26 protein-coding genes and 1 other RNA gene are annotated in these 24,309 nt (G+C 41.1%); 19 read left to right on the forward strand and 8 right to left on the reverse strand.

Going from position 1 to position 24,309, the window contains the following annotated elements:
* Window positions 1-96 precede the first annotated feature (96 nt).
* From R0K30_RS03220 to R0K30_RS03230, 3 genes are all read right to left on the reverse strand, one after another.
* Window positions 97-918: a superoxide dismutase gene (locus R0K30_RS03220; protein WP_099727892.1), complete on the reverse strand. Its 822-nt coding sequence runs from the start codon at window positions 916-918 to the stop codon at window positions 97-99.
* Window positions 911-2,785, reverse strand: a complete 1,875-nt coding sequence (locus R0K30_RS03225; RefSeq protein ID WP_410609083.1) for a terpene cyclase/mutase family protein — start codon at window positions 2,783-2,785, stop codon at window positions 911-913. Before R0K30_RS03225 ends, R0K30_RS03220 begins: the two co-directional genes overlap by 8 nt.
* 104 nt (window positions 2,786-2,889) lie before the next feature.
* The gene (locus tag R0K30_RS03230; protein WP_410609085.1) at window positions 2,890-4,374 is read right to left on the reverse strand and encodes an aldehyde dehydrogenase family protein; all 1,485 of its coding nucleotides are present in this window, start codon (window positions 4,372-4,374) and stop codon (window positions 2,890-2,892) included.
* Between the two features lie 213 nt (window positions 4,375-4,587).
* On the opposite strand from R0K30_RS03230, the gene R0K30_RS03235 reads away from it, so the two are divergent.
* From R0K30_RS03235 to R0K30_RS03270, 8 genes are all read left to right on the forward strand, one after another.
* A complete protein-coding gene (locus tag R0K30_RS03235) occupies window positions 4,588-4,800 on the forward strand; it encodes a DUF6501 family protein (RefSeq protein WP_024422683.1) in 213 nt (70 codons plus the stop codon).
* Window positions 4,801-4,849: 49 nt separating this feature from the next.
* Window positions 4,850-4,987 (forward strand): DUF4025 domain-containing protein, encoded by a 138-nt coding sequence (locus tag R0K30_RS03240; protein WP_099727889.1) that lies wholly within the window; start codon window positions 4,850-4,852, stop codon window positions 4,985-4,987.
* A gap of 278 nt (window positions 4,988-5,265) precedes the next feature.
* Complete coding sequence (locus tag R0K30_RS03245) at window positions 5,266-5,607, forward strand: PH domain-containing protein (protein ID WP_008346505.1); 342 nt, start codon at window positions 5,266-5,268, stop codon at window positions 5,605-5,607.
* A gap of 178 nt (window positions 5,608-5,785) precedes the next feature.
* On the forward strand, window positions 5,786-6,433 hold the full coding sequence (locus R0K30_RS03250; protein ID WP_099727888.1) for an SDR family oxidoreductase: 648 nt from the start codon (window positions 5,786-5,788) through the stop codon (window positions 6,431-6,433).
* Window positions 6,434-6,524: 91 nt separating this feature from the next.
* On the forward strand, window positions 6,525-7,010 hold the full coding sequence (locus R0K30_RS03255) for a TraR/DksA family transcriptional regulator (RefSeq protein ID WP_410609090.1): 486 nt from the start codon (window positions 6,525-6,527) through the stop codon (window positions 7,008-7,010).
* Window positions 7,011-7,143: 133 nt separating this feature from the next.
* Window positions 7,144-7,329: non-coding RNA, 6S RNA (ssrS, locus tag R0K30_RS03260), on the forward strand.
* A gap of 133 nt (window positions 7,330-7,462) precedes the next feature.
* Window positions 7,463-9,244 (forward strand): DNA helicase RecQ, encoded by a 1,782-nt coding sequence (gene recQ, locus R0K30_RS03265; protein WP_410609092.1) that lies wholly within the window; start codon window positions 7,463-7,465, stop codon window positions 9,242-9,244.
* A 256-nt stretch (window positions 9,245-9,500) separates the two neighbouring features.
* Window positions 9,501-10,292: a LysM peptidoglycan-binding and 3D domain-containing protein gene (locus tag R0K30_RS03270; protein WP_099727885.1), complete on the forward strand. Its 792-nt coding sequence runs from the start codon at window positions 9,501-9,503 to the stop codon at window positions 10,290-10,292.
* Window positions 10,293-10,442: 150 nt separating this feature from the next.
* On the opposite strand, the gene R0K30_RS03275 is transcribed toward R0K30_RS03270, so the two are convergent.
* A complete protein-coding gene (locus tag R0K30_RS03275) occupies window positions 10,443-10,949 on the reverse strand; it encodes a GNAT family protein (RefSeq protein ID WP_099727884.1) in 507 nt (168 codons plus the stop codon).
* Window positions 10,950-11,153: 204 nt separating this feature from the next.
* Between R0K30_RS03275 and R0K30_RS03280 the strand changes: the two genes are divergently transcribed.
* From R0K30_RS03280 to prpB, 4 genes are all read left to right on the forward strand, one after another.
* Window positions 11,154-11,693, forward strand: a complete 540-nt coding sequence (locus R0K30_RS03280; RefSeq protein WP_099727883.1) for a DUF420 domain-containing protein — start codon at window positions 11,154-11,156, stop codon at window positions 11,691-11,693.
* Between the two features lie 168 nt (window positions 11,694-11,861).
* Entirely contained in the window at window positions 11,862-13,004 is a 1,143-nt protein-coding gene (gene mmgD, locus R0K30_RS03285; protein WP_410609096.1) for a citrate synthase, read from the forward strand.
* Between the two features lie 2 nt (window positions 13,005-13,006).
* Window positions 13,007-14,443, forward strand: a complete 1,437-nt coding sequence (locus R0K30_RS03290; RefSeq protein ID WP_099727881.1) for a bifunctional 2-methylcitrate dehydratase/aconitate hydratase — start codon at window positions 13,007-13,009, stop codon at window positions 14,441-14,443.
* A gap of 12 nt (window positions 14,444-14,455) precedes the next feature.
* Complete coding sequence (gene prpB / locus R0K30_RS03295; protein ID WP_099727880.1) at window positions 14,456-15,373, forward strand: methylisocitrate lyase; 918 nt, start codon at window positions 14,456-14,458, stop codon at window positions 15,371-15,373.
* Between the two features lie 34 nt (window positions 15,374-15,407).
* Here prpB and R0K30_RS03300 read toward each other — a convergent pair whose 3' ends face one another.
* Together R0K30_RS03300 and R0K30_RS03305 are read right to left on the reverse strand one after the other, a co-directional pair.
* Entirely contained in the window at window positions 15,408-16,070 is a 663-nt protein-coding gene (locus R0K30_RS03300; protein ID WP_034319273.1) for a lysozyme family protein, read from the reverse strand.
* Window positions 16,071-16,167: 97 nt separating this feature from the next.
* Window positions 16,168-17,493, reverse strand: coding sequence for an APC family permease (locus R0K30_RS03305; protein ID WP_230030275.1), 1,326 nt, complete (start codon window positions 17,491-17,493; stop codon window positions 16,168-16,170).
* A 187-nt stretch (window positions 17,494-17,680) separates the two neighbouring features.
* Here R0K30_RS03305 and czrA point away from each other — a divergent pair, with 187 nt between their 5' ends.
* Window positions 17,681-18,010, forward strand: coding sequence for a Zn(II)-responsive metalloregulatory transcriptional repressor CzrA (gene czrA / locus R0K30_RS03310; RefSeq protein WP_007500691.1), 330 nt, complete (start codon window positions 17,681-17,683; stop codon window positions 18,008-18,010).
* A gap of 34 nt (window positions 18,011-18,044) precedes the next feature.
* Here the strand turns inward: czrA and R0K30_RS03315 are convergent, their stop codons facing one another.
* Window positions 18,045-18,569 carry a CcdC protein domain-containing protein gene (locus tag R0K30_RS03315; protein WP_099727878.1) on the reverse strand — a complete coding sequence of 175 codons (525 nt, stop codon included), beginning with the start codon at window positions 18,567-18,569 and terminating at the stop codon, window positions 18,045-18,047.
* A 118-nt stretch (window positions 18,570-18,687) separates the two neighbouring features.
* Between R0K30_RS03315 and R0K30_RS03320 the strand changes: the two genes are divergently transcribed.
* The 6 genes from R0K30_RS03320 to R0K30_RS03345 all read left to right on the forward strand — a co-directional run bounded on the left by R0K30_RS03320 (window position 18,688) and on the right by R0K30_RS03345 (window position 23,633).
* On the forward strand, window positions 18,688-19,620 hold the full coding sequence (locus R0K30_RS03320; RefSeq protein ID WP_099727877.1) for a helix-turn-helix transcriptional regulator: 933 nt from the start codon (window positions 18,688-18,690) through the stop codon (window positions 19,618-19,620).
* Window positions 19,621-19,674: 54 nt separating this feature from the next.
* A complete protein-coding gene (locus R0K30_RS03325; RefSeq protein ID WP_410609101.1) occupies window positions 19,675-20,154 on the forward strand; it encodes a GyrI-like domain-containing protein in 480 nt (159 codons plus the stop codon).
* A gap of 93 nt (window positions 20,155-20,247) precedes the next feature.
* Window positions 20,248-20,409: a hypothetical protein gene (locus R0K30_RS03330; protein WP_410609103.1), complete on the forward strand. Its 162-nt coding sequence runs from the start codon at window positions 20,248-20,250 to the stop codon at window positions 20,407-20,409.
* A gap of 156 nt (window positions 20,410-20,565) precedes the next feature.
* The gene (locus R0K30_RS03335; RefSeq protein ID WP_410609105.1) at window positions 20,566-21,447 is read left to right on the forward strand and encodes a hypothetical protein; all 882 of its coding nucleotides are present in this window, start codon (window positions 20,566-20,568) and stop codon (window positions 21,445-21,447) included.
* Window positions 21,410-22,015, forward strand: a complete 606-nt coding sequence (locus tag R0K30_RS03340; protein WP_249705518.1) for a DUF4166 domain-containing protein — start codon at window positions 21,410-21,412, stop codon at window positions 22,013-22,015. The genes R0K30_RS03335 and R0K30_RS03340 overlap by 38 nt, the downstream gene beginning before the upstream one ends.
* Entirely contained in the window at window positions 22,008-23,633 is a 1,626-nt protein-coding gene (locus R0K30_RS03345) for a YndJ family protein (protein WP_410609108.1), read from the forward strand. Before R0K30_RS03340 ends, R0K30_RS03345 begins: the two co-directional genes overlap by 8 nt.
* Here the strand turns inward: R0K30_RS03345 and R0K30_RS03350 are convergent.
* A complete protein-coding gene (locus tag R0K30_RS03350) occupies window positions 23,630-24,109 on the reverse strand; it encodes a site-2 protease family protein (RefSeq protein WP_230030269.1) in 480 nt (159 codons plus the stop codon). The genes R0K30_RS03345 and R0K30_RS03350 overlap by 4 nt on opposite strands.
* Window positions 24,110-24,309: the final 200 nt, after the last annotated feature.

A 24,309-nucleotide genomic window follows, 5' to 3' on the forward strand; every position in this document is an offset into this window, starting at 1 on the left:
CTGAAAAAACAACCCATTCTTTAGATGGGTTTCAATAATAAAATTATGTAAACTGAAAATACTCCACATAGGCTTGTGCCTACATAGAGTAAAATCTCAAAATGGTGTCCATTTGACTTGTTGCGCTTGTTTAAGTCTTGCTTCTGGCTCACGCCAGTCAACTACATTCCACCACCTGTCTACGTATTGCGCCTTTTCATTCCGATATTGAAGGTAGTAGGCATGCTCCCATACATCAAGGGTCAGAAGAGGGATGACATCCCATTGCGATAAAAGCTGATGACGTTCTGCCTGTAAAATTTCTAAACGCTGTGTTCGGGGCACCCATACGAGAATAGCCCAGCCAACACCTTCTACTTGTTTAGCAGCTGCTGAAAATTGGGATTTGAATGCGTCATAGCTGTCAAACGAATGCTCAATGAGGCGGAGCATTTGACCAGTAGGCTTTCTTTTTCCTGAAGGACTCATGGAAAACCAAAAAATACAATGTAAATAATGTCCCGCCCCATGAAAGGCAAGCTCACGTTCCCAGTGCTTGATCATCGTAAAATCATTTGTTCTTCTTGCTTTTTTTAACGCAAGCTCAGCTTTGTTCAGGCCATCGACATATGATTGGTGATGCTTCTGGTGGTGCAAATACATAATCTCTTTTGAAATATAGGGTTCTAGTGCTTCATACCGATAAGGGAGAGGTGGTAATTGGTGACCTCCAGCTGCTACATCTCGCAGTGCTTCGGGCTGGTTCATGTCAACTGCAATACTTTCAGCAAGTTCATACCACTCTTGTTCACTTGAGCGCTCATCATTCATTTTTAACAATAAATTTTCTGTTTTCTGACGGATTTTTTCATCTTGAACCACGTTTTGAAAAGAGCTAAGCCACTCTTTGAGCTGCATTCGATATTCTTCCTTATTCATTGATACGCCCCATTTCTTCTAAAAATGTGGAACAAGCCATCATTGGAAATACAAAAGGATAGCTATGATAGGTGATATAAAACTGCTTTGGAAGGCCAATGCCTACTGGATAGTACAAGGCTTCATTGGAATGCTGATGATTCACCAAAAATGAAATGGCTTTTAAAATCGATTTGTCATCTGGCTTCTCATATTGCAAAAGAGCCTCTGCGGCCCAAGCAGTTTGAACCACTGTGCCAAATGGGAGCGGGACAAACGTTTTTACCTCTGCACTTTTGCACGATTCTCCGAAGCTGCCATCTTCTAGTTGAATCTGTTTTAAGAAACGGCACGCTTTTTGAACGGCAGGGTGTGAGTAGGGGATGCCCGCAGCTTTAAGTCCTGTTAACGCTGCCCAGGTTCCATAAATATAGCAAACGCCCCACCTGCCAAACCATGATCCGTTTTTCTCTTGATGATCAAAGAGCCATTTTACACATTGATCTTTCTGCCTAAGAATTGGTGGAGAAATGTTTTTCTCCTCGAGACCAATAAGATGAAGCGCGCGGCCTGTAATATCGGGAGTAGATGGATCAATGGCCGCATCCTCCGCAGATTCGAGCGGGAGATGACGAAGCAAGAAGTGATCTTGATTTTTTTCGAAAGCAGAAAAGCCGCCATCACGGTTTTGCATGGAAAGGAGCCAATCAAAACCTCGTCTCCATTGAACAGGTGCGCATGCTTTAGGAATGGCTTTTAACACAATTTGGGTATCATCACAATCAGGGTTATTCGTATTGATATCTGAGAAACCAAAGCCCCCCGGAGCGGCATGGCGGTTATGAAACGCCCAATCTGCTTTCTTCATTTGCTGCCGATTCAGCAAGTATGTAAAAGACTTTGTGATAAGGGGCTCTTCTCGTTTTCTGCCTGCTTTTTGAGAAGCATAACTGACAAGCGCAGTATCCCAAACTGTGGATGTAGAATTCTCAGCATACAGCTCGCCTTGACAGGAGCTGACAAGCTTTTTCATGCCTTTCACCGCTTTTTGGATAAGATGATATCCCGGAGAGTACCCAAGGCTCATGAGCGCATAGACCATAAAGATGGTCGCACTTAAGTAGCTGTACAGCGTGCCATCCTTTTCAAGACGGTCAAACATATATCGTTTAGCCGCTTCATACCCGAAAAAGTCCAACCGGCTGTCTAAGGCTACATATGATCGCATATACGTCAAAAAGTGGTGAGTTGAACGTTCTTCTCTTGCCATAAACCAGTCAAATGGATTTTTAGACATGCTCTCATCAAGGTGTGCTAAGGATGGAAACTTTGCATGAGAGGTATACCGCTTATTCAGTGCAATCATCATCGGCACAAAATGAATTCTTGCATATGCACTAAGATGGTAGAAGTGCAGCGGAAAGTATGTAGGGATGAGTAAAAAAGAAAGTGGTGCATAGAAGTAGGGCCAAGGGTGCATTCCGTTTACGGCGAGCATCCACTTTGTCATAAAATGAACGTTCTTTAAACCACCTTTTGATCGAATATATTGTGCTGCTTTTTCCATATGAGGCTCATCTTGTTGAAACCTGCCTGAAACGAGCATTCCGCAATAGCCTTGCACTGTGGCTGTTAAATGTCCCGTTTGATCATGATAGAGAGAAAAGGAACCATCCTCATTTTGCTTCGTGCGTATCGCTTCTGCCAATTGACGAATGAATGCCTGATCTGGATCGCCGACAGCCTTTAACAGCATAATTAAAAAAGCATTTGTCATCATGGAGCCTTCAAAGCAGAAAACAAAAGCGCCATCTTCTCGTTGTCTGCGTTCTACTTGTTTGTGCAGTTCCTCAATATACTCGTTTACTCTCGTTTTGAAACCTTGCATATTCGGCTATGCTCCTTTCCTTTACTACTATATTCAGGAGCCTGCCTGTCACATGCAATCACAAAAAAGCCGATGACATTGCCATCGGCTTTGCTGCTTGTCTATTAATCTTGGAGATTAATCCATACACTTTTCACTTCAGTGTAATTATTCAACGCATACGAACCCATTTCTCTGCCTAAACCTGACTGCTTATATCCTCCAAACGGGGAGGCGGCATCAAAGACATTATAGCAGTTGACCCAAATTGTTCCTGCTTCAAGACGTGCAGCAATATCATGGGCATGCTTTAAGTTTTCTGTCCAAAGTCCTGCGGCTAATCCATAGTCAGATTGATTGGCCCGTTCGACCACTTCATCAATGGAATCATAAGGAATTGCGGATAAAACAGGACCGAAAATTTCTTCCTTAGCGATGGTCATGTCATCTTCTACATCCTTAAAAACAGTAGGAGAGACGAAGTAGCCTGCTTCATAAGGGCAATCACCACCGACAACGGCTGTTGCACCTTCTGATTTACCTTTTTCGATATAGCCTAATACGCGTTCGTGCTGCTCTTTACTCACAAGAGGTCCGATTTGCGTATCTTGATGGAGACCGGCGCCTTGCTTAAGTGATGTCGCATATTTGGCCATTTGATCGACCACTTCATCGTATTGGCTCCGGTGAACAAAGACCCGTGAACCTGCACAGCATACCTGGCCTTGGTTAAACATGACGCCGTTTAAAGCACCTGGAATGGCTTTCTTTAAATCTGCATCTGGTAAAATAATGTTTGGCGATTTTCCGCCAAGTTCTAATGTGATGCGTTTAATGGATTTAGCGGCTTTCTCCATGATTAATTTCCCAACACTTGTTGATCCTGTGAAGGCTAGCTTGTTGACATCAGGGTGATCGGTAAGTGCATTCCCGGCTGTTTCACCGAATCCAGGAACGATGTTAATTACGCCTTCTGGAAAACCGGCTTTATCCACTAATTCAGCTAAATAAAGAGCAGAAAGTGGTGTTTGTTCTGCTGGTTTTAAAACGATAGTGCAGCCTGTTGCGAGGGCAGCACCCATTTTCCACATGGCCATCAGCAGCGGGAAGTTCCAAGGAATGATTTGTCCCACAACACCAACAGGCTCATGGCGGGTATAATTAAAATAACCCTGACTGACAGGAATGGTTTGTCCAGTCATTTTTGTGGTCCAGCCTGCGTAATAGCGCATGTGCTCAATGGCGAGAGGGACATCCGCATTTGTTGTTTCATTAATTGGCTTTCCGTTATCAAGTGTTTCAAGCTGAGCAAGCTCTTCTTGATTTTCTTCCATTAAATCTGCAAGCTTAAACATAAGCCGAGCGCGTTCAGCGGCAGACATTGAGCGCCAAGGACCATGAAAGGCTTTTTTAGCAGCTTTCACTGCCTCATCAATATCAATCGCACCTGCTTCATATACATCAATAAGGGTTTCGCCTGTGGCTGGGTTAGGAGTAGAAAAGGTTTTATGATTGTGACTTGTGACAAACTGGCCGTTGATGTAGAGTTTTTTTGTCCCTTGGAGAAAAGATTCGAGTTTTGAACTAATTTGAAGTGTTGTAGAGCTCATAAATAAACAAACCTCCTTAAAGATATGGGTTGTTCTGCGAGTTCTAGGTGGAAAAAGCGGACATGAAGCAACTGAACATGTATACGCACACATATGTAAACGTATACATTCATCATATTACACGACATGTTTGAATGCAATCCATAACACTCATTGCATTTCACGAAAAATTGGCTACAATAAATGTATAGATGAAAAAAGGAGTTTTTAATCATGATCCATCAAAACTGGCAAACGGCTCAAACGTTAAAACAAGTAAAATGTGTACATACGAATGCGAAAAAATATATGGTCGACCGGGCATTAACGGTTGGAAGCACATATGAAGTGAAAAATGAAACAGAGGAATTCCTCTTTGTTGTTGATAATACGGGTAAAGTAGGCGGGTATTACAAGGAGTATTTCGAAGATATTTCTGCTGAATGATTTTGAGGATCATCACTCATACTAAGAAAAACAGTAAAGGGTGATGATGATGAAAAAGCAGCAAACAGACGAGCAGAAAAACCAACATGCTTGGCACGATAACGAGGATGCTAATATGGCGATTACGCTTGAACAGATTTCTGATGTGTATGCCGAGGGAACCATTGATACACCAAAAGATGAATAGCCATCTAAAACAGTGATTTTGAACAATCACTGTTTTTTTATGGGATGATGAAGCATTTTTTTCTAGAAAAGAACTGAAACTTTTTTCCTGCTTTAACAGTCTAAATAAGTAGAGGAAAGAGCATCGGATCAAAAAGAAAAAGTTAAATGAAATTTAATCTATTCGTAATGGAATAACGACCATTTATAGCGTATTCTATAAATGAGAATAAAACGTACCCACAGAGCCGTGTGGCCGTTTTGTCATAAAGGAATTTGATGCAGGAAGAGGGGGTTTACGTGGGTATTTTTTCTGTCAGTAAACAAAATGATCATAAAAAATTCGAGTCCTTATTGATTGAAGGGGAAAGAATTGAGGCTGTTTACAGACTGCGTCACGACCAAATTTGTTTCACCAATAAACGACTGATCTTTGGCGATAACCGCGTATTTTCTAAGAAGAAAGTCAGGGTCTCCTTGCCGTATCGATCAATTGAAAGTTTTGCCATTCAAGAAGCTGGCGTGTTTGATCAGGACACAGGTATGCTACTCGTCACAAGCTCAAAAGTATTTGAACTCGATTTTTCTAAAGACACAGATTTGAGTGATGTGCAAGCCATTTTAACAAAACATCTTTGCTGATCAACGTTGCGATTACATAGATCACATGCACTTTTCTCATTCTTTGTTCTTATTTTAATAGATCGCACATTGTCTGAGCCCTTACCCATATTTGCTGGGAAGGGCTTTTTTTGTTTAGGTGTTTGAATGATAGCAAAAAAGGATAAAGATGAAACAGATACAGAAAGGAGAATGAACAATGAAAGTATTAGTTGCTGGAGCAAATGGACATACAGGCAGACTCGTCATTCGTTATTTAAAAGAAAAAGGACATGAGCCGCTTGCTCTCATTCGAGATGAAAAACAAGCGGATGCACTAAAAGAACTTGGTGCAACACCTGTCATCGGTGATCTTGAAAAGGATGTTACATCTGCTGTGAAACAAGCAGAAGCTGTCATCTTTGCAGCTGGTTCAGGCTCAAAAACAGGTGCAGATAAGACCATTGCGGTGGATCAAGAAGGTGCCAAACGCCTCGTTGATACAGCCAAAAAAGAAAACATTCAGCATTTTGTTATGCTGAGTTCCTATAATGCCGATAACCCTAACCAAGGAAAAGGGCAAGGAAGTATGGAAATTTATTATGAAGCGAAAAGAAAAGCAGATAAACATTTAAAACAGTCTGGCCTTTCCTATACCATTGTCCGTCCAGGTGCCTTGCTGCATGAGGAAAAGACAGGAAAAATCGAAGCTGCCGCGCATATCCCAGATGATCAAACCATTGAGATCTCAAGAGAAGATGTAGCCATTGTTCTTGTGGAAAGCTTAACAGAATCCAATGTGAAAAATAAGTCCTTTGACTTAATTAAAGGGGACAAACCAATAGAAGAAGCACTTCGCACGCTTTAAAAGGAAAAAGCTGCTGCCAAAGAGGCGGTAGCTTTTTTGATGTTTTTATTTACCTTGTAGCGGGAAGGTAATGAGAAAGGAGTGATTGACCGTGGGCTTAACGAAAGAACAAAAAGCTGATTTATACGAAAGACTGATTCAATTACAAGAGGATGTGAAAGGATCAAAAAAGAAAGAAGAATCCATGCTGGTGGAATCAAATGAGATTTCAAATGGTGTTGGGAATCACATCGCTGATCATGGCAGCATCTATTTAGACCGCATGACAGAACAAACGTTGGATCAAGTCGATGGTCAGCTTGAAGGTGAAATTGATGCAGCACTGAAACGAATGGAAGACGGGACATATGGGATATGTGAGAAAACAGGAAAAGACATTCCATACGAACGGTTAAAAGCAGTACCATATACACGTTATTCAATCGATGCAAAGAAGAACGAAGAAACCAATCAAGATCCGAATGAGTTTGATCGGTCGTTTTCCGATCAAATGCGTGATTTAACAAATAGAGAAACAATGGATCAGATGCATTCAGACACGTATGAAAGATTAGAGGAAGAGCAAGATGTTGATTGAGGAAAATAGGAAGAAGTTAAATTTTTTCAGAATAATGTTTTCTTGTATACGCAAGCACAAATGTCTTGTATACATGAGTATTTAATAGAAAAAAGATCTCTTGAAATTTAATAAACTTTCGTGTAGTATAGTTTAAAGGCTGCGATGCGCGTAATGTTAATTAAGTTTTAACCTTTAAGCTGTAATAGGGAGTTTTATATTGAAGCCGGAATGTCATGCCTCCTTAGAGAGGAAGACAGGAACGTTTCTGCAAACACCCACTTTGAGGAGTGGTGGTTTAAAACTTTCTTACTTAGATTACGGCATCCGCAGCTTTTCCTAGGATGATTCAAGCCATTTTCCATTTTGGAAAATGGCTTTTTATTTTGTGAAAAGACGAAATTCAACAGACGGCATGTAGAAGCATGAATGTATGTTAAAATAGACAAAACAAATGACGGAGAGGGAATTGGATGTTAGAACAAGCAGAAGCACTTCTTAAACAATACTATGGCTTCGACGCCTTTAGGCAGGGACAGAAACAGGCCATTGAATCGATTGTGAGCAAACAGAAGGATACCGTCTGCATCATGCCGACAGGCGGGGGAAAATCGGTTTGCTACCAGATTCCTGCCCTTATGATGGAAGGAACGACGATCGTTGTTTCTCCGCTCATTTCTTTAATGAAAGATCAGGTTGATGCATTAAACGAGATGGGGATACGATCGTCCTTTTTAAACAGCACACTGTCAGCACGCGAAATGAATGAAAGGCTGAAAAAATGCGAAAATGGGGAATATGAGCTGCTTTATATCACGCCTGAACGCTTACAAAATGAGCGCTTCTTTCAGCTGCTTAATCGGTTGACGATCCCCTTCATCGCTATTGATGAAGCGCACTGTATATCTGAGTGGGGGCATGACTTTAGGCCAAGCTATCGCTATATTCAAGAATGCTTAAACAAACTGTCAAAAAGGCCAGTGATTATCGCATTAACAGCTACGGCCACGAAGAAAGTCCACCAAGATATATGTGAACAGCTTGGCATGAACGAGCAAGAAACCATCTTTACTGGGTTTGCTAGAGAAAATTTGTCTTTTCAAGTGATCAAAGGAGAAAATAGTGACCGTTTTATCACACAATATATGAAGAAAAACAGCCGTGAGTCTGGCATTATTTATACAGCTACAAGAAAAGAAGCAGATAACATTTACAATCGCCTAAAAAAACAAAAGATCAAAGCTGGTGTTTATCACGGTGGATTAGATGACGATGTGAGGGAAGAGCAGCAAAACCTTTTTTTAAATGATCACATCCAGGTGATGGTCGCCACGTCTGCATTTGGCATGGGGATTAATAAGTCGAATGTACGTTTTGTAATTCATCATCAAATTCCAAGAGATATTGAAAGTTATTATCAAGAAGCTGGGCGCGCCGGCAGAGATGGTCTTGAAAGTGAATGTATTTTACTGTTTTCACCCCAAGGCGTACGAGTGCAGCGTTTTCTCATTGAACAGTCGACAGAAGATGAAGTGCGGTATCAGCATGAACTGCTTAAACTAAGACAAATGGTGGATTACTGTCATACCGAGCAGTGTCTACAGCAATTTGTCATGGACTACTTTGATCAATCAACAAGCGCCCCTTGCCAAAAATGCGGCAATTGCCTAGACGAGAGAGAGCGTGAAGAGGTTACAAGAGAAGCGCAAATGGTTTTATCGTGTACGGTTAGAATGAATGAACGATTCGGAAAAATGATGATCGCCCAAGTACTGGCAGGCTCTAAAAACAAAAAAGTACTTGACCTTGGTTTCGACCGGCTTCCTACATATGCTTTAATGAAACGACATTCAGCCCAGCAAATTAGTGACTTCATCGAATTTTTAATTACAGAAGAGTATTTGCACATGTCTGAAGGGGCTTATCCAACGCTAAAGGTGACACATAAAGGAAAGAAAGTGTTAGTAGGACAAGAAGCTGTATATAAAAAGCAGGCGATCAAAGCAGAGGCCATTCAAGAAAACGACGCATTATTTGAGCGATTGAGAGCTGTGAGAATGAAGTTAGCGAGAGAGCAGGGCGTCCCGCCATTTGTTGTATTTTCAGATCAAACTTTGAAGAAAATGTCAGCAGTGGAGCCTAAAACGGAAGAAGAACTTCTCCATATTAAGGGTATCGGTGCTCAAAAAAGAGAGAAATACGGGGATGTTTTTTTAGAAGAAATTCGTTTATTTATCGAAAAAGAGAAAAAATAAAGAGTTTGAAGAAGAAAAATAAATTTTTTTCGCTGAGATTGGACACGTTTTCATCAGAACGTTTTCTATCCTTTCAAAACCTTGATATGGTGCGGGACCGAGCCATTTTGTGGTCTGATTTACCAATGGAGAGAGATGTTTCATGTAAAGGAACTGTAATCTAAAACATATCGTTTTGTTATTGAAATGACATTTACATATGTTACGATAGCACTCGTTAGCCGCCATAAAAAGCTAACAAGGGAGGATTTACTTTATGAAGAAGACTATTATGTCCTTGGTTGCTGTTGCAGCAATCTCAACAACAGCATTTGGAGCGCAGCAAGCTTCTGCAAAGGAAATCACTGTGAAGAAAGGTGATACACTTTGGGGAATCTCTCAAAAAAATGATGTGTCTCTAAAGAACCTAAAGGGTTGGAACAATTTATCTACAGACATGATCTATGTAGGAGATAAATTGACAATCTCTTCAAAAGAGAAAACTCAGGAGCAGTACAAAGTCCAGAAGGGGGACAGCCTCTGGAAAATCGCTCAAAAATTCAATGTGTCAATTAGCGATATTAAGTCTTGGAATAACTTAAACTCAGATATAATTATGATTGGTTCAACACTAAGTGTTGCTGGTCAAAGCTCAGCTCCGGTAAGCTCAGAACCTGTTCAAAAACAGGCACCTGTCCAAAAAGAGCAAACAACGAAAAAAGCTGCTCCTAAAAAGGAAACAGCTAAAGCAGAATCATCTTCTGCTAGTCAAAGTGTTCAAAAAGCAATGACTGTAACAGCTACGGCTTATACAGCAAATGATGGTGGCATTTCAGGTATCACTGCAACAGGGGTAAACTTAAACAAAAACCCGAATGCAAAAGTCATTGCAGTAGACCCTAATGTCATTCCATTAGGAAGTAAGGTTTATGTTGAAGGCTACGGTGAAGCCATCGCAGCAGATACTGGCGGCGCAATTAAAGGTAACAAAATCGATGTACATGTACCAAGCAAATCCCAAGCAAAAAATTGGGGCGTAAAATCAGTCAAAATAAAAGTACTTAACTAGTAGTCTATTGTTTTTGGAAAAAAGCATCAGGTGGCGGCCTGATGCTTTTATTATACCCTTTTTTTGGTCAAAACACACATATTTTTCTGAAAAATTTGCATTTTCGACAAAAACCAGCGTTTATGATGAGATATACGCTGGTTTTTGTCGTTAGCTGTCCACCCAATAAATTCCTCCGCTTTGTTCTTTCCAATTGATTTGGACTTCAAAATGGTGTTTTTCATAAAAATGAATTAAGCGGTCCACATGATTCCAGTCTCTTTTAACGAGATCACCAGTAATCACTGGAATGTTCTGTTCTCTTGCGATTTCTTTTAAATGCTTCATACATATTGAGCCGTAACCATTGTCTGGAGGGCCTTTAATATCGGCAATATGAATCTTTCCTTCTTCAGGATATTCTGCTATTAAGGAAAAATCAGATTGTCCGCGAAAAGCTTTTTCACAATCGCTTAACATGATTTTACAAGTATCAGCACTTTCAATGGCAGAGACGATCATCCACTCATCTTCTTTGGCTTGATCAATTCCAATGATCTTTGCTTTTTTCGAAATATCTTTCATATTTTCTTGCATTCGATACATTTGGAACTGCAATTGCTGTAATTCTTTCTCTAACGTCTTCACATCTTTGGTTGTTTCCTGTAAGATTGACAAGTCCATTGCTCCTTTCCTATAAGAGATCATAAAAACCGCATAAATTCCCATTCTAAAGGAATTGGATGAATCTTTCAAGCTGCTAGAATGCGGGCGGGCGGCAAGTTTGTCTAAAATTCGACGAAGATAGCGAATTCATTGACTTTATAGAGAAAGTTAAATAACATACTCTTAGTCGGAACTAATAAAGAGAGGTTTTCAAACATGAAAGAACAGAATCAAAAACCAAAAAATTTCACTGGCATTGTTGTTTTCTTAACAATTGCCATAAACGGATTAATTGCTTTATTATTTTTAATGCCAAAAACAGATAAATTTAGTCATCTGGATATTACATTTCTGCCGCTACTCAATGCCGTGATGAATAGCTTTACGTTTATCTTTTTACTTTCAGCGCTTATCATGATTAAACAAAAGAACATTAAAGCGCATAGACGATTTATCTTTGCCGCTTTTTCAACAACACTTGTCTTCTTAATTTCGTATGTGACGTATCATTCAATGGCAGCTGATACACACTTTGGGGGAGAAGGGATTATTCGCCCGATCTACTTCTTTATTTTAATCACACATATCGTGTTATCTGCCGTCATTGTACCGCTTGCACTGATTACACTATTTAGAGGCGCACAGATGCAAGTCGAGCGTCACCGTAAAATTGCCCGATGGACAATGCCGCTTTGGCTCTATGTCAGTCTAACTGGCGTCATTGTGTATATCATGATTTCACCTTACTACAGCTAACGTATGTCCAACTGGACATACGTTCTTTTATTTACAAGATGAAGCGCTTTGGATAAAATGGGAATTGGGTATCCGGCTTGCACGGTATCTTCCCATCGATAGAATCACATCATTTCTGGCCGTTTGCTCGTTTGGAGAACAACAATTGAACGAAACGGGGGTTATATGATGACTGAACAATTGCAGTATAAACCGGGGCTTGAAGACATTGTGGCAAGCGAAACGTCCATTTCATACTTAGATGTGAAGCAAGAAGAAATTGTCATTCGCGGTTATGACCTCATCGAGTTGGCACAAAACAAGACATACTTAGAAACAGCCTATCTGCTCATTTATGGAAGATTACCAGATGCTATGGAACATCACCAATTTCAGCAAGACATTTCCTCACAAACAAACTTACATCCAACCATTCAAACCATTTTGACAAAGCTGCCAAAAACCACTCACCCGATGGATGCCATGAGAACTTGCTTATCTGCTCTTGCAGGGTACGATGAAGCATTACATGATCGATCAGAAGCGTGCCAACAAGCGCGTGCAGTTCGATTACTAGGCCAGCTGCCAGCCATTGTTGCTGGAAGTTATCACATTCTCACAAAAGACGCCACTATTTCTCCAGATCAGACCAAATCCTATACTGAAACCTTTTTAGCCATGTTAACTGGCCGGACTCCAACAGAAGACGAAATCACCGCTTTTGACCAAACGCTCACGCTTTATAGCGAACATGAGCTGCCAAATTCAACATTTGCTGCCAGAGTCATTGCATCTACTCATTCTGACATGTATGGCGCTTTTACTGGAGCGATCTCCTCATTAAAAGGTGACCTACACGGAGGAGCGAATGAAGCAGTCATGCACATGTTACTCGAAGGGAAAACAACAGAAGGTTTCCTTGCGCTCATTGAACGAAAATTAGCCGCAAAAGAAAAAATGATGGGCTTTGGCCACAGGGTATACATGAGAAAAATGGACCCGAGAGCCGCTCTTTTAAAACGATCGCTGAAAACGCTTACGGAGTCAAAGGGAGATACGACGCTATATGACATGTGTGTAGCAGGTGAGGCATACATGAAAGAGAAGAAAAACCTCTATCCGAACCTTGATTATTACGCAGCACCTATTTATTACGTGCTTGGAATTCCTATTTCCCTTTACACACCGATTTTCTTTGCGGTAAGAGCAAGCGGATTAGCTGCCCATGTCATTGAACAGCATTTGCATAATCGTATTTTTAGACCGAGGGTCCGGTATTTAGGGCCAAGAGGATTAAAAGTCTCAAATGATGATGGAAAAACGGAGGAATGAACATGAATAAAACAGCAGTCGCCAATCAAACAGATCAGCTATTAGAAGAAATCGCAGCCTATGCAGTGGACGGAGAAATTACGAGCAAAGAGGCAATTGAAACAGCACGGTATGTGCTCATGGACACGCTCGGTTGCGGAATGCTGGCGCTCCATTTTCCTGAATGCACGAAGCACCTCGGGCCGATTGTACCTGGAACAGTTGTGCCTAACGGAGCAAGGGTGCCTGGCACTTCGTTTGTGTTAGATCCAGTCCAAGCGGCTTTTGATATAGGATGTATGATTCGCTGGTTAGATTATAATGACACGTGGCTTGCACAGGAGTGGGGCCATCCGTCTGATAACCTAGGCGGGATATTAGCTGTAAGTGATTATATCAGCAGAACGCGGCTTGCAAACGGAGAAGAACCGCTCACGATGAATGACGTACTGCATGCGATTGTAAAGGCACATGAAATACAAGGTGTGCTTGCTTTAGAAAATTGCCTGAATCGAAATGGCTTGGATCATGTTTTATTTGTCAAGGTGGCAACAAGTGCCGTCGTTTGTGCGATGCTTGGCGGAACGAAGGAGGAAGTGCAGCATGTTTTATCACAAGCCTTTGTTGACAACTCTCCGCTTAGAACGTACCGCCACGCCCCGAACACAGGATCAAGGAAATCGTGGGCAGCAGGAGATGCAACAAGCCGCGGGGTGAGACTGGCGATGATGACACTGAAAGGGGAAATGGGCTATCAAATGCCGCTCAGTGCAGAGAAGTGGGGATTTGAAGATGTTCTCATGAAAGGAAAACCACTCACACTCGCTCAGCCGCTTGGCTCATACGTCATAGAAAATGTGCTTTTCAAAATTGCTTATCCTGCTGAATTTCATGCGCAGACTGCTGCAGAGGCTGCTGTGATGCTGCACGACGCTGTGAAAGATCGATTAGATGAGATTGACCGGGTGGAAATTACGACACATGAGTCAGCGATTCGAATTATTGACAAGAAAGGGCCGCTATACAATCCAGCAGACCGCGATCACTGCTTGCAATATATTACCGCCATTGGGCTGATCTATGGTGAACTGACAGCTGATCATTATGAAGAAGAAACTGCGCAAAATCCGGTCATTGATCGTTTACGGGATCAAATGGTTGTGAAGGAAGATAAACGTTATACAGCTGACTATTTAGATCCGAAAAAGAGATCGATTGCAAACTGTGTTCAAATTTTCTTTAAAGACGGAACGATGACAGACCGAATCGAAATTGAATATCCGCTAGGTCATCGCAGAAGAAGACAGGAAGGCATTCCGCTGCTTGAAAAGAAATGGGCGTATCATTTGAAGACAAGATTTCCTCAAAAACAAGTCGATCAAATTGAGTCTCTTTGCCAAAATCCAAATCAATTAAAAACAACGACAGTACCAGCATTTATGGACTTATTCGTGATATAAGGGGGAACTAGCGTGTGGATCGTGAATGATGAAACGAGTCAAGCTGATTTAGCCGCAGCCTTTAAAGAGAAAATGAATAAATCAGCTTTATTTCAAATTCCAGGCGTTCACGATGGAATGTCTGCGCTTTATGCGAAAAAAACGGGCTTTCAAGGGCTCTATTTATCAGGTGCAGCTTTTTGTGCGAGCAAAGGACTGCCTGACCTCGGCATGATCCATTCAACAGAAATGGCGGAAAAAGCGAAGGAAATCATTCGAGCTTCTCAATTGCCTCTTTTGGTGGATCTGGACACAGGCTATGGCGGTGTATTAAATGCAGCAAGGGCAGCAAAAGAAATGGTTGAGAGCAAGGTGGCGGCTGTTCAAATCGAAGATCAGCAAATGCCGAAAAAATGCGGGCATTTAAACGGGAAGTCACTTGTTCCAGTAGAAGAGATGATCGCAAAAATCAAAGCCATCAAACAAGCGGCACCATCGCTTTTGGTCATTGCTAGAACCGATGCAAAGTCCGTTAACGGGATGGAGGATGTCATCCGCCGGGCCAATCTCTATGTAGAAGCAGGTGCTGATGCCATTTTTCCTGAGGCGCTCATCACTGCAGAAGACTTCACGCATGCTTCAAACCATATCAAAGGACCGCTCCTTGCAAACATGACGGAGTTTGGCAAGACACCTTATTATCATGCAGACGAATTTTCCATGTTTGGCTTTCAAATGGTTATTTATCCTGTATCATCACTCAGAGTCGCTGCAAAGGCGTATGAGCGCTTATTTACAGAGATCATGGAAAAGGGAACGCAGCAAGGAATACTGAAGGACATGCAAACGAGAAAAGAGCTGTATGAAACGATTCATTATGATGAATATGAGGAAATGGATCAGCATTTAGCGAAAACGATTCTGCCGGAAATCGGAAAAGAGCATCAATAAATTGAAAAGCACTTCCATGTAGGAAGTGCTTTTTTTACGATGATGGTGTGGATGATGAAGCCAATTTCATCTTTTCTTCAACTGTTTTCGTTTTTTCTTTTACTTTTTCAGCATAAGTGAAATCACCATAGCAATAAGGATAGCGGAAGTTATCTTTGTTGCCCCCGCACGTATAAACTTCGGGGTTTCGTTTCACTTGCTTTTTGGAGTATTGCTTTGCCAATTTCTCAGAATGTTTTCCCCCGTTTTTTGCAACAAAATCAATATAGCCGATTCCCATGTTATAGCTTTGAATAATGGTTTCCAAATCAACGCCTTTTTTCTTCCCATGCTTGTACATGGTCGAAAAATGATGGACTCCTTGTCTAATGCTTTTCTGAGGGTCATTGATTTCATTTCTTTTCAAACCAAGAGATTCAGAGGATTGCATTGGATCTCCGCCTCTGCCTTTTGATTCTTGATACATCATACCGAGGATTAACGCGGTATATTGATCTAAATCTTGATCTCTTAACTCTGTTTCTACAAGCGGTTTGTAATCATCCAATCTCGACAAAACAATTGATTCCGTATCAATCGGCAGCTTTTTTAACTCCTTTTGATTAAAGGAAATGACAATGGCTGCTAATACGAAAACAAACAGAAAAATCGTGAAACAGCCTGAAATGGCAAAACATCCTGTTTTTTTCTTTTTCAAGGTCAGTTCACCCCTGTTTTGTCCCGCTTTTAAAAGGGAAGTACAGCCTTTTTATTATGCCACATCCTGCACCGGATACCAAGTGAAAACCTTATGATCAATCATACCCAAACGTAAATTCAGGTCTTGTTTTCAGCCTGTAGCAGAAATAAAGGAAACCGGTAATGAGCCAGACCATTCCAATGATTAATGCATTTGTACTGATGCTTGTTAACAGCCAAATACAAAAGGCCGTACCGCAAAGAGGAATCATTGCATATCTCAATGTGTTCAGTACACCTCTTTGTTTATGTCTGACGAAATAGTACGCAAACACAGACAAGTTCACAAAAGTGAAGCCAATCAATGCGCCGAAGCTGATAAATGAATAAATGACTTCAAGCTCGCCAATAACTGCGGTTAAAGAGAAAACACCGATTAATAAAATATTAAAAACAGGGGTTTTCAATGTTGGATGAATATAACCGAAGAAACGCTTCGGTAACGATTGATCTCTTCCCATTGCATATAACAGCCTTGCTGCACTCGCGTGTGACGATAATGAGGAAGAGATGACAGCGACCATCGTGCCAGCTAAAAAGAACGAGTGCAGAAATGCGCCACCCACAAATTCCGCAATTTCAAGTGAGGCCGCATCTGGATGCTTGAACTGCTGGAAATTTGGAAACACCTGCTGCAAAAAATATGAGGTAAGGGTAAACAGCACGCCTCCAATGGCGACCGTTAAGAAAATCGCAAGAGGAATCGTCTTTTTTGGCTTAATGGTTTCCTCAGACATGGTCGAAATCGCATCAAATCCTAGAAAAGAAAAACATAAAATGGTCGCCCCTGAAAAAATAAGAGCCGGGTCTAAGCTAGCTGAATAAAAAGGCCGGGCTGACAATAATTCCCCACTGCCTGCGTTTTGCGTGAGTCCATAAATAATAAACCCAACAAAGGTGACGGCGACAATGACCTGAAAGGTAACAAATAGTGCCGTAATGTTGGCTGTAAGCCGAATACCGATTACATTGACAGTCGTTATGGCGATAGCAAGTATGATGATCCAAATGTAATGAGGTACATCAGGAAAGGCTGCGGTTAAATAAGCACTTCCGATAGCGAAATTCACCATAGGCAAAAATAAATAATCAAGCAAAAGCGTCCAGCCCACAAGGAAGCCGACGTGAGGATGAATACTTTTTTGCGCATATGTATATGCAGATCCTGCTTTTGGAAAAGCTTTCACCATATTCCCATAGCTAAGCGCTGTCAATAGTAATGCTAGTAAAGTAAATATATAAGCTGCAGCGACGTGTCCTTTCGTCAGTTGAGCAACAATGCCGTATGAATCAAATACGACAAGTGGATCCATATAAGCAAGCCCGATCACAACAAGTGGAAAGACAGTCAGGCTGCGTTTTAGTCTTGGCTCTTCAGTCAATTTGCCTATCAGCTCCTCTAAAAAAATGAATAAATAATGCTCATTTTAAAAAGAATGCTACCAAGTGTCAATGCTATTTGGATAAATCTTTTTTCTAAAGGTGTGTAAGCTTTGCACGCCGCACGTTTTGGTATATGATGATACATAGAATAAGTCGTGATTTGACTGACAAGAAAGGTGAAGCGAAATGAAGGAAGAACTGAATACAAATCAAGAGCAGGAGCGGATGGAGCTGGACGAAGAAAGTCTATTTCTTGTCTCACAAACATTTAAAGCCTTATCTGATCCGACACGTATTCGTATCCTGCACCTGCTGTCTCAAGGTGAACACTCGGTAAATGATATAGCGGAAACACTGAATCTTATGCAATCAACCGTTTCTCATCAGCTGCGCTTTTTAAAAAACCTTCGTCTTGTGAAATCTAGACGAGCAGGGACCTCGATTTTCTACAGTCCTGAAGATCAGCATGTGATGGAAGTGCTTGAACAAATGATTCACCATGCACAGCATGATTGATAAAAAACCTTCCTACTTTCTTATAGGAAGGTTTTTATGCATGATGCACATGACTCGATCTTTTATTTGCTTTCATCATGTGATAAGAAAAAACAATATAGTAAGCAGCTAGTAGAAAAAAGCTGAGCATGGTCAAGGCATCATCGCTCACAATACGCTGATACAATTCAATGACATCGATCTTCGTCAGTGAATGTTTTGTCAGCTCGACTAATTTAAAGGCAAATCTCGATAAAAACAAGCATAAAATGAAGCTTTCAATCCATTTACTTGTTTTGACATAAAGACGGCCATTTTCTTCTTTCATGCGAATCGTCTGATAGGCGTGAACGGCCAGACTGCTACCGAAGATCATACCAATGGCGGCATAGATGAAAATACTGTGATTTTGCCATCCTTCTGTCATAAGAATAAGGGCAGTGAAACCAAATACATACATTCTTATCAAAAGACTTACCGGGCGTACGAGCTGATAGCGTCTCATTCGATTCATTCGAATGATCATGCAGATCAATATGACGAACCCGACAATGAACAACTGCCACACGTTATGTGTCATGATGCAACCTCCTCCTGCACGTGCAGGGATGTAAACGAATGCTGGCTGTTACTTATCTTTACCATTCTTTCTTTTTTTATCAAATCAAAACCTACATTTATGAAAAAGAGGAAAAGTCATGAAAATTGATCGCATTTTGTCTATTGTGATGCTGCTCATTAGCAAAAAGCAAGTACAAGCGAAAGAGCTTGCAGAACTTCATGAAGTGAGCGTGAGGACCATTTATCGTGATATTGATACTATCAATCAAGCCGGGATTCCAGTTGTGACAACGCAAGGAGCAGGCGGAGGCATTTCACTTGTTGACGACTATCGTTTAGAGAAAAAATTATTCACCGATGATGACATCGAGCTCATTTTAACAGCCCTTGAAAGCATGACGAGTGCATACTCCTTTAAAGAAAGTGAGCATGTACTGAAAAAAATCAAATCCTTGATTCCGTCTCAAACAGATGAAAGCGAAAAACAGCACCATATCTTCATTGATTTAAGCTCCTGGGGAAAAGACAGCCACTTAGAGAAGAAGCTCCAGCTCATTCATACAGCTGCCTCAGAGCACCAATATATTCAGTTCACCTATCGCAATGCGAAAGGAGAAACACTTCCTCGGAAAGTGGAGCCTTACACGCTCGTCTTAAAAGGAAGGCATTGGTATTTGTATGCGTTTTGTTGTGTGAAAAAAGCCTTTCGTCTGTTCAAGCTCACAAGAATGACAGACCTCATCACGATTTCAGGGTTTTTCCAACCGAAAAGGATCAAAAACGAAGAGAAGCCCTGGAATGACTCTTGGCACGAAGCATCTTCAGTAAGCACACTTATGCTAAGAGTAACAGAAGCATCAGTTGGCAGAGTGAAGGAGTGGGTGGATGAGAGCGAATTAATCGTATGTTCAGACGGAACCTATCTTGCAGCAATCAGCCTGCCTCAAGATGATTGGTTATATAGCTTCCTATTCCATTTAGGACCAGATGTCGACATTATCTCACCGCAGCATGTCCAGGAAGCATTTGATCTCCAGTTGAAACAATTTCTTTTACCTAAAGGAACTTGACACAGTGTTGTCAGGTTTCTTTTTATAAGATGGTAAAAAAGGAGATGAGAATGTATGTACGATATCGTGACATTAGAGAAATATTTGATCAAAGGGTTGTCTATCCGAACAACGAATGAAATGGAACGGACGGAAGACCGGAAAATTGCACCTCTTTGGCAGCAATTTTTCGCGCAGCAGCTTCATGGCGGAAAAGCGCCTGTCATCGGGCTATATTCAGATTATGAAACAGATGAAAATGGCTCATATTTATTTACAGCGGGACAATTTGTGGATCATCATGTGGAACATGCAAAAGAGATTCCCTCGTCCACCTATGCAAGATTTCGAACGAGAAAGGGACCGATTGAAGAAGTTGTGCTTGAAACATGGCAGCAGATTTGGAATTGGGATCAGCGTTATTTTCGCACATATACAGGCGATTTTGAATGGTACGACGAAAGATCAATTGATCCAAAAGAAGCGCAAATTGATATTTATATTGCGGTTGATAAAAAAATAGTTGCTGAAACTAATGATATTAGCTCACATTGATGCTGCTTTAAAAATGGCAGCAAGCTCGATCATTGAATTTGGCACAAAAAGACAAACCGATCGAAAAGATATTTCTTTATACGATGAGAGGAAATGACGCATGTAGTAAGAGGACTCAGAAGCTTACTGCATGGCTTTGGAGATATTTCAAATAAAAAGGGATTTCAACGAAAAGAACAGCTTGAAGATAGTGTGAGTTATGCGGTCCGGCTTTATATCTCAGACGTACAGCAAAAAGAAGATCTGTCTCATTGACAGGTCTTTTTTAAGTATCGAACCGATATCATGAAAAGGGCTATAGTGCTTCGTGAATATAAATTTTTTTGACAGAAAACCAATAAAGATTTGACAGTTCTGTGAAACATGGTATGCTTATTATGTGAAATAATTCACATAGAGGAGTAGAGGCAGATGAAAAGAAAGCCTGTTTATGTGGAAACAACCATTCATGCACCTATAGAGAAAGTATGGGAATATACGCAAAATCCAAAGCTTCATGAACAATGGGATTTGCGATTTTCAACCATTTCATTAAATGAACCTAGAGATGAACAGCCTCAATCCTTCTTGTATGAAAAACATCTTGGATTCGGTATAAGTGTGACAGGGACAGGAGCGTATCGAGCAAGAATGATGGATGAGCGCGATGAAAGAGCGTCCTCGCTCAAATTCAAATCGTCACATCCTTTATCTTTCATTAAAGAAGGCAGCGGCTATTGGAAGTACATGAAAACGAACGATCACATTGTGTTTCAAACTCAATTTGATTATGAAACGAAAGAAGGAAAAGGGTGGAAATGGGCAGACCGATTCTTTTTTCGGCCGATGATCGGCTTTATGACCGCCTTTAGTTTTGGCGCATTAAAGACGTGGCTTGAAAAGGGAACACATCCCCGTTTGCTGCTAGAGAGAACACTTGCTCATTACGGGATTTGTTTGCTGTTTGCCATCGTCTGGCTATGCCAAGCGATCATTCCTTTTTCACATTCTGCTTTTGATCATAGCACCGGGTTTCGCTTGTTTTATGCCCTTTTAGGCGTATCATTTTTGATTCCTAAGCTATCAAAGAAATATCTCTTTATTCTGCAAAGCATTTTTCTGCTTATGATGCTTTGTATAGGAATCCTATCCCCTGAGGCGAGCCTTCATGAGCCGCTTGTGGTGAGTGCATTTTTCATTTTATCCATTGCAGGAATGATTAATTTAAAAGATTGTGTAGATGTGTTTTCGATCAAACGAAAAAGGGGAGGTAGACATGGTCGTTCATCGTCATCAAGTAAAGGATTACGATAAGCTGCATCCGAAATTGAAAGAGCGGTACAACCGCGCGTTTACTGCCGAAGGGATCATGGAGGAAATAGGCGGCGGGACGAGGCTCATACGATTTTTCTTCAGAATAGGTCCATTGTTTCGCTGTTTTTTCCCTGAGAGAGGGAAAAACATTCCCTTTCGAATTGTGAACGAACCCTTTATGACAAACAAGGGAGAGGAAGGAATGCACTGGTTTCGTACGTTCTATTTCCCTGAGAGGGAAAGACATTTTGATGCAGATATGATCATTGATCAGGAGAGTCATAAAGTACTAGACTACTTTGGAAAGCCTAGACTTCTTATGTCAGAGCTTCATTTTACAGTAACGGAAAATGGGTGCCTGCACATTCAATCCGGTAAGCAAAAATGTCTGATGTTAGGGCGGGAATTGCCGCTGCCTTCATGGCTATATGGTGTGTCGGATGTCACGGAAGGCTACGACGAGCATGCAGGTAAGTATACAATTGATGTGCATGTGAAGAATCGCCTTTTTGGAACTCTTTTTACTTATAAAGGCCGGTTTACTGAAAGGGTGTCTCATGATGAATAAATGGCATTTGGCGTCTAGCATCATCTTCATGTCTTGTTTTCTCGCCACCCGTTTGTTGACAGGTCCGATTGCAGAATTCTTTGTTCTCCTTGCAATTTTGTTTTTTCTTCCCGTTGTATTACACTTTTTCGATCAGGAAGGGAAAAAGCGGAAGAAGGGGTTGCTTATCGGCTTTTTAATGAAAGCCTTTCCATTTGCTGCTCTCTGTGCAACTGGTGCATTCATGTATCATTCCGCTTGGTTTGCATCGGGATGGCTTGTCTATACAGTGGTTCTAGCTTTATTTGGTTTGACTCGTTTGCTGAAAAGAGGACTCTTTCCGCTCCATGAGCTCATGATAGATGGTGCGTTTATGTATATCGCTTTAGGTGGGCTTTGGTTTTGGCTGTACACGGCAAATATACAAGTGATGACATTTTCGCCGCTTATTGTTCTTTTGACTGCTATTCATTTTCATTACTCCGCTTTTTTTATCCCGCTTTTTTATGGATTATTAGGGAGGCAGCGCAAATCAGAGACGCTTTTATACAAAGCAAGTGGCTGGGTCATTTTGCTGTCACCCGTGATGATTGCTGTTGGGATTAGCTTCTCCCGTCTATTTGATACGTTTAGCGTCATCGTTTATGTGATCGCACTCTACGTGTATGGAATCCTTTGTATGAAAACAAGGTTTCGTTCAGCTGTGGCAAAAGGGCTGATTGTGTTTTCTAGCAGCATGTTAATGGGGACCATTGTGTTATCTCTTCTATATTCTGCTGGCATGCTCATGCGTGTGACCTACATAAGCATTGATCAAATGCTTTGGTTTCATGGCAGTATCAACGCATGTTTTGTTATTTTACCGGGTCTGATTGGATGGCTGATCGAAAAGCCGGCCGATCGATTGAACAAGAAGGATTTTCCGATTTCGAGGGTTCATGGTCGTTTTCAGTTGCTGTCTTTTCAAAATGAAAGAATACATGATAGCGAGAAGATCGGTTTAGTAGATTCGCTTGAAGAATTAAATGGAAAGACGTTTTCAGCTGAAAGGGTGTCACCTGTTATTCGCAGGTTTTATGAGGACCCCATGCAATTTACGTTAAAAGCAGCGGTCAATTTTCATTGGTGGGTGAGGCCTTTTGTCTATATATTTCAACCAGTTTTCAAAAAAATAGGTCAGCTATATTTGGGGTCATCTCGTATTCCGTATGAAATGCCGGGAAGCCTTTGCAGATTTCAACACCCTAAGGAAGAAAGAGAGAATGTGCGTGCGTGGATTCGTCACAACGAGAAAGGTGAGCAAGTCTTTTTTGCGCTTTATGCTCATCATCACAATGCAGATGCGGGTTATATGAATATTGCTCTGCCGCTTCCGTATTCACAGCTTACCGCCATTTTAAAACCCTTTAATGAGCAGGAAGACTTTCTATTAAAAAGCAAATGTCCAAAAGGCAGTAGCGGTGACGAAGGATTGTATTTGAATACGCCTTTTATCACCATGAAACTGCCAATGGAAGAGAGCTTTCATATGAAACCGGAGACAGAAGAAAGTCTCACAGCGGTTCATCAAATGAAGCTGTTCGGTATTCCTTTTTTAACGATTCAGTATCATATTGACAGCAAAAGTCATCTATTTTAGTCAATGATGTCACATGGTTCACCGTGCCGAATGATGTTCACAATCGCTTGCCCGTCACTCGGATGATGATCTGCATATTGTACTGGCAGCAGCGCAAAAAATACATAGTAGACTGAGAAGTAAGCAAATTGATAGAAAAATTGATGTTCTGGCAGGAAATCATTGGCGATCATTGTATTCAGTATGAGAACACTGAGCAGGTTGCATAATGATCCGCCTAAGTAGACAAGAATGTGCGACAAACGGTTATTTTTCCTCATTTCTTCATAATGGCAAAATGCATCTAGAAAATAGATTCGTCTAATTTCAACTACACCTATTTTCAGCACTTGTTTGCCTCTGCCAAGCGCAAAAGAAACCTTTGCCCCAAACATCCATGCGACCACAACATGGCCTAGCTGATGCAGGATGGCAACGATAGGAAGAATGACGAAAAACGACCAGCAAAACGTCCACATATCTGACAATGTAAACAAGTGTTAACCCTCCCTGAAATATTCGAGAGGAAGCAGTAGGATTATTTGCCATTTTATAGAATTCATTTTCAAGATGCAAACATTTAATAGACTGCAATAAATTCATTATGTAAACTAGTGAGTGATGTTGGTGCTGAATCGGCTTTTGAACCCGTTTTTTTAAAAATTGGATGTGCTACAATGAGGAAATCAACGAGAGA

Source organism: Bacillus sp. SIMBA_154 (assembly GCF_046536015.1).
Taxonomy (GTDB): Bacteria; Bacillota; Bacilli; order Bacillales; family Bacillaceae; genus Bacillus; species Bacillus pumilus_P.

Excerpts from the sequence above, each read along its gene's own strand:
- R0K30_RS03220 (WP_099727892.1), bottom strand. The coding sequence starts at position 918 with ATGAATAAGGAAGAATATCGAATGCAGCTCAAAGAGTGGCTTAGCTCT.
- R0K30_RS03325 (WP_410609101.1), top strand. The coding sequence starts at position 19,675 with ATGTACGATATCGTGACATTAGAGAAATATTTGATCAAAGGGTTGTCT.
- mmgD (WP_410609096.1), top strand. The coding sequence starts at position 11,862 with ATGACTGAACAATTGCAGTATAAACCGGGGCTTGAAGACATTGTGGCA.
- R0K30_RS03340 (WP_249705518.1), top strand. The coding sequence starts at position 21,410 with ATGGTCGTTCATCGTCATCAAGTAAAGGATTACGATAAGCTGCATCCG.
- R0K30_RS03330 (WP_410609103.1), top strand. The coding sequence starts at position 20,248 with ATGACGCATGTAGTAAGAGGACTCAGAAGCTTACTGCATGGCTTTGGA.
- R0K30_RS03290 (WP_099727881.1), top strand. The coding sequence starts at position 13,007 with ATGAATAAAACAGCAGTCGCCAATCAAACAGATCAGCTATTAGAAGAA.
- R0K30_RS03345 (WP_410609108.1), top strand. The coding sequence starts at position 22,008 with ATGAATAAATGGCATTTGGCGTCTAGCATCATCTTCATGTCTTGTTTT.
- R0K30_RS03320 (WP_099727877.1), top strand. The coding sequence starts at position 18,688 with ATGAAAATTGATCGCATTTTGTCTATTGTGATGCTGCTCATTAGCAAA.
- R0K30_RS03270 (WP_099727885.1), top strand. The coding sequence starts at position 9,501 with ATGAAGAAGACTATTATGTCCTTGGTTGCTGTTGCAGCAATCTCAACA.
- R0K30_RS03335 (WP_410609105.1), top strand. The coding sequence starts at position 20,566 with ATGAAAAGAAAGCCTGTTTATGTGGAAACAACCATTCATGCACCTATA.
- R0K30_RS03250 (WP_099727888.1), top strand. The coding sequence starts at position 5,786 with ATGAAAGTATTAGTTGCTGGAGCAAATGGACATACAGGCAGACTCGTC.
- R0K30_RS03235 (WP_024422683.1), top strand. The coding sequence starts at position 4,588 with ATGATCCATCAAAACTGGCAAACGGCTCAAACGTTAAAACAAGTAAAA.
- R0K30_RS03315 (WP_099727878.1), bottom strand. The coding sequence starts at position 18,569 with ATGACACATAACGTGTGGCAGTTGTTCATTGTCGGGTTCGTCATATTG.
- R0K30_RS03225 (WP_410609083.1), bottom strand. The coding sequence starts at position 2,785 with ATGCAAGGTTTCAAAACGAGAGTAAACGAGTATATTGAGGAACTGCAC.
- recQ (WP_410609092.1), top strand. The coding sequence starts at position 7,463 with ATGTTAGAACAAGCAGAAGCACTTCTTAAACAATACTATGGCTTCGAC.
- R0K30_RS03280 (WP_099727883.1), top strand. The coding sequence starts at position 11,154 with ATGAAAGAACAGAATCAAAAACCAAAAAATTTCACTGGCATTGTTGTT.
- R0K30_RS03230 (WP_410609085.1), bottom strand. The coding sequence starts at position 4,374 with ATGAGCTCTACAACACTTCAAATTAGTTCAAAACTCGAATCTTTTCTC.
- R0K30_RS03240 (WP_099727889.1), top strand. The coding sequence starts at position 4,850 with ATGAAAAAGCAGCAAACAGACGAGCAGAAAAACCAACATGCTTGGCAC.
- czrA (WP_007500691.1), top strand. The coding sequence starts at position 17,681 with ATGAAGGAAGAACTGAATACAAATCAAGAGCAGGAGCGGATGGAGCTG.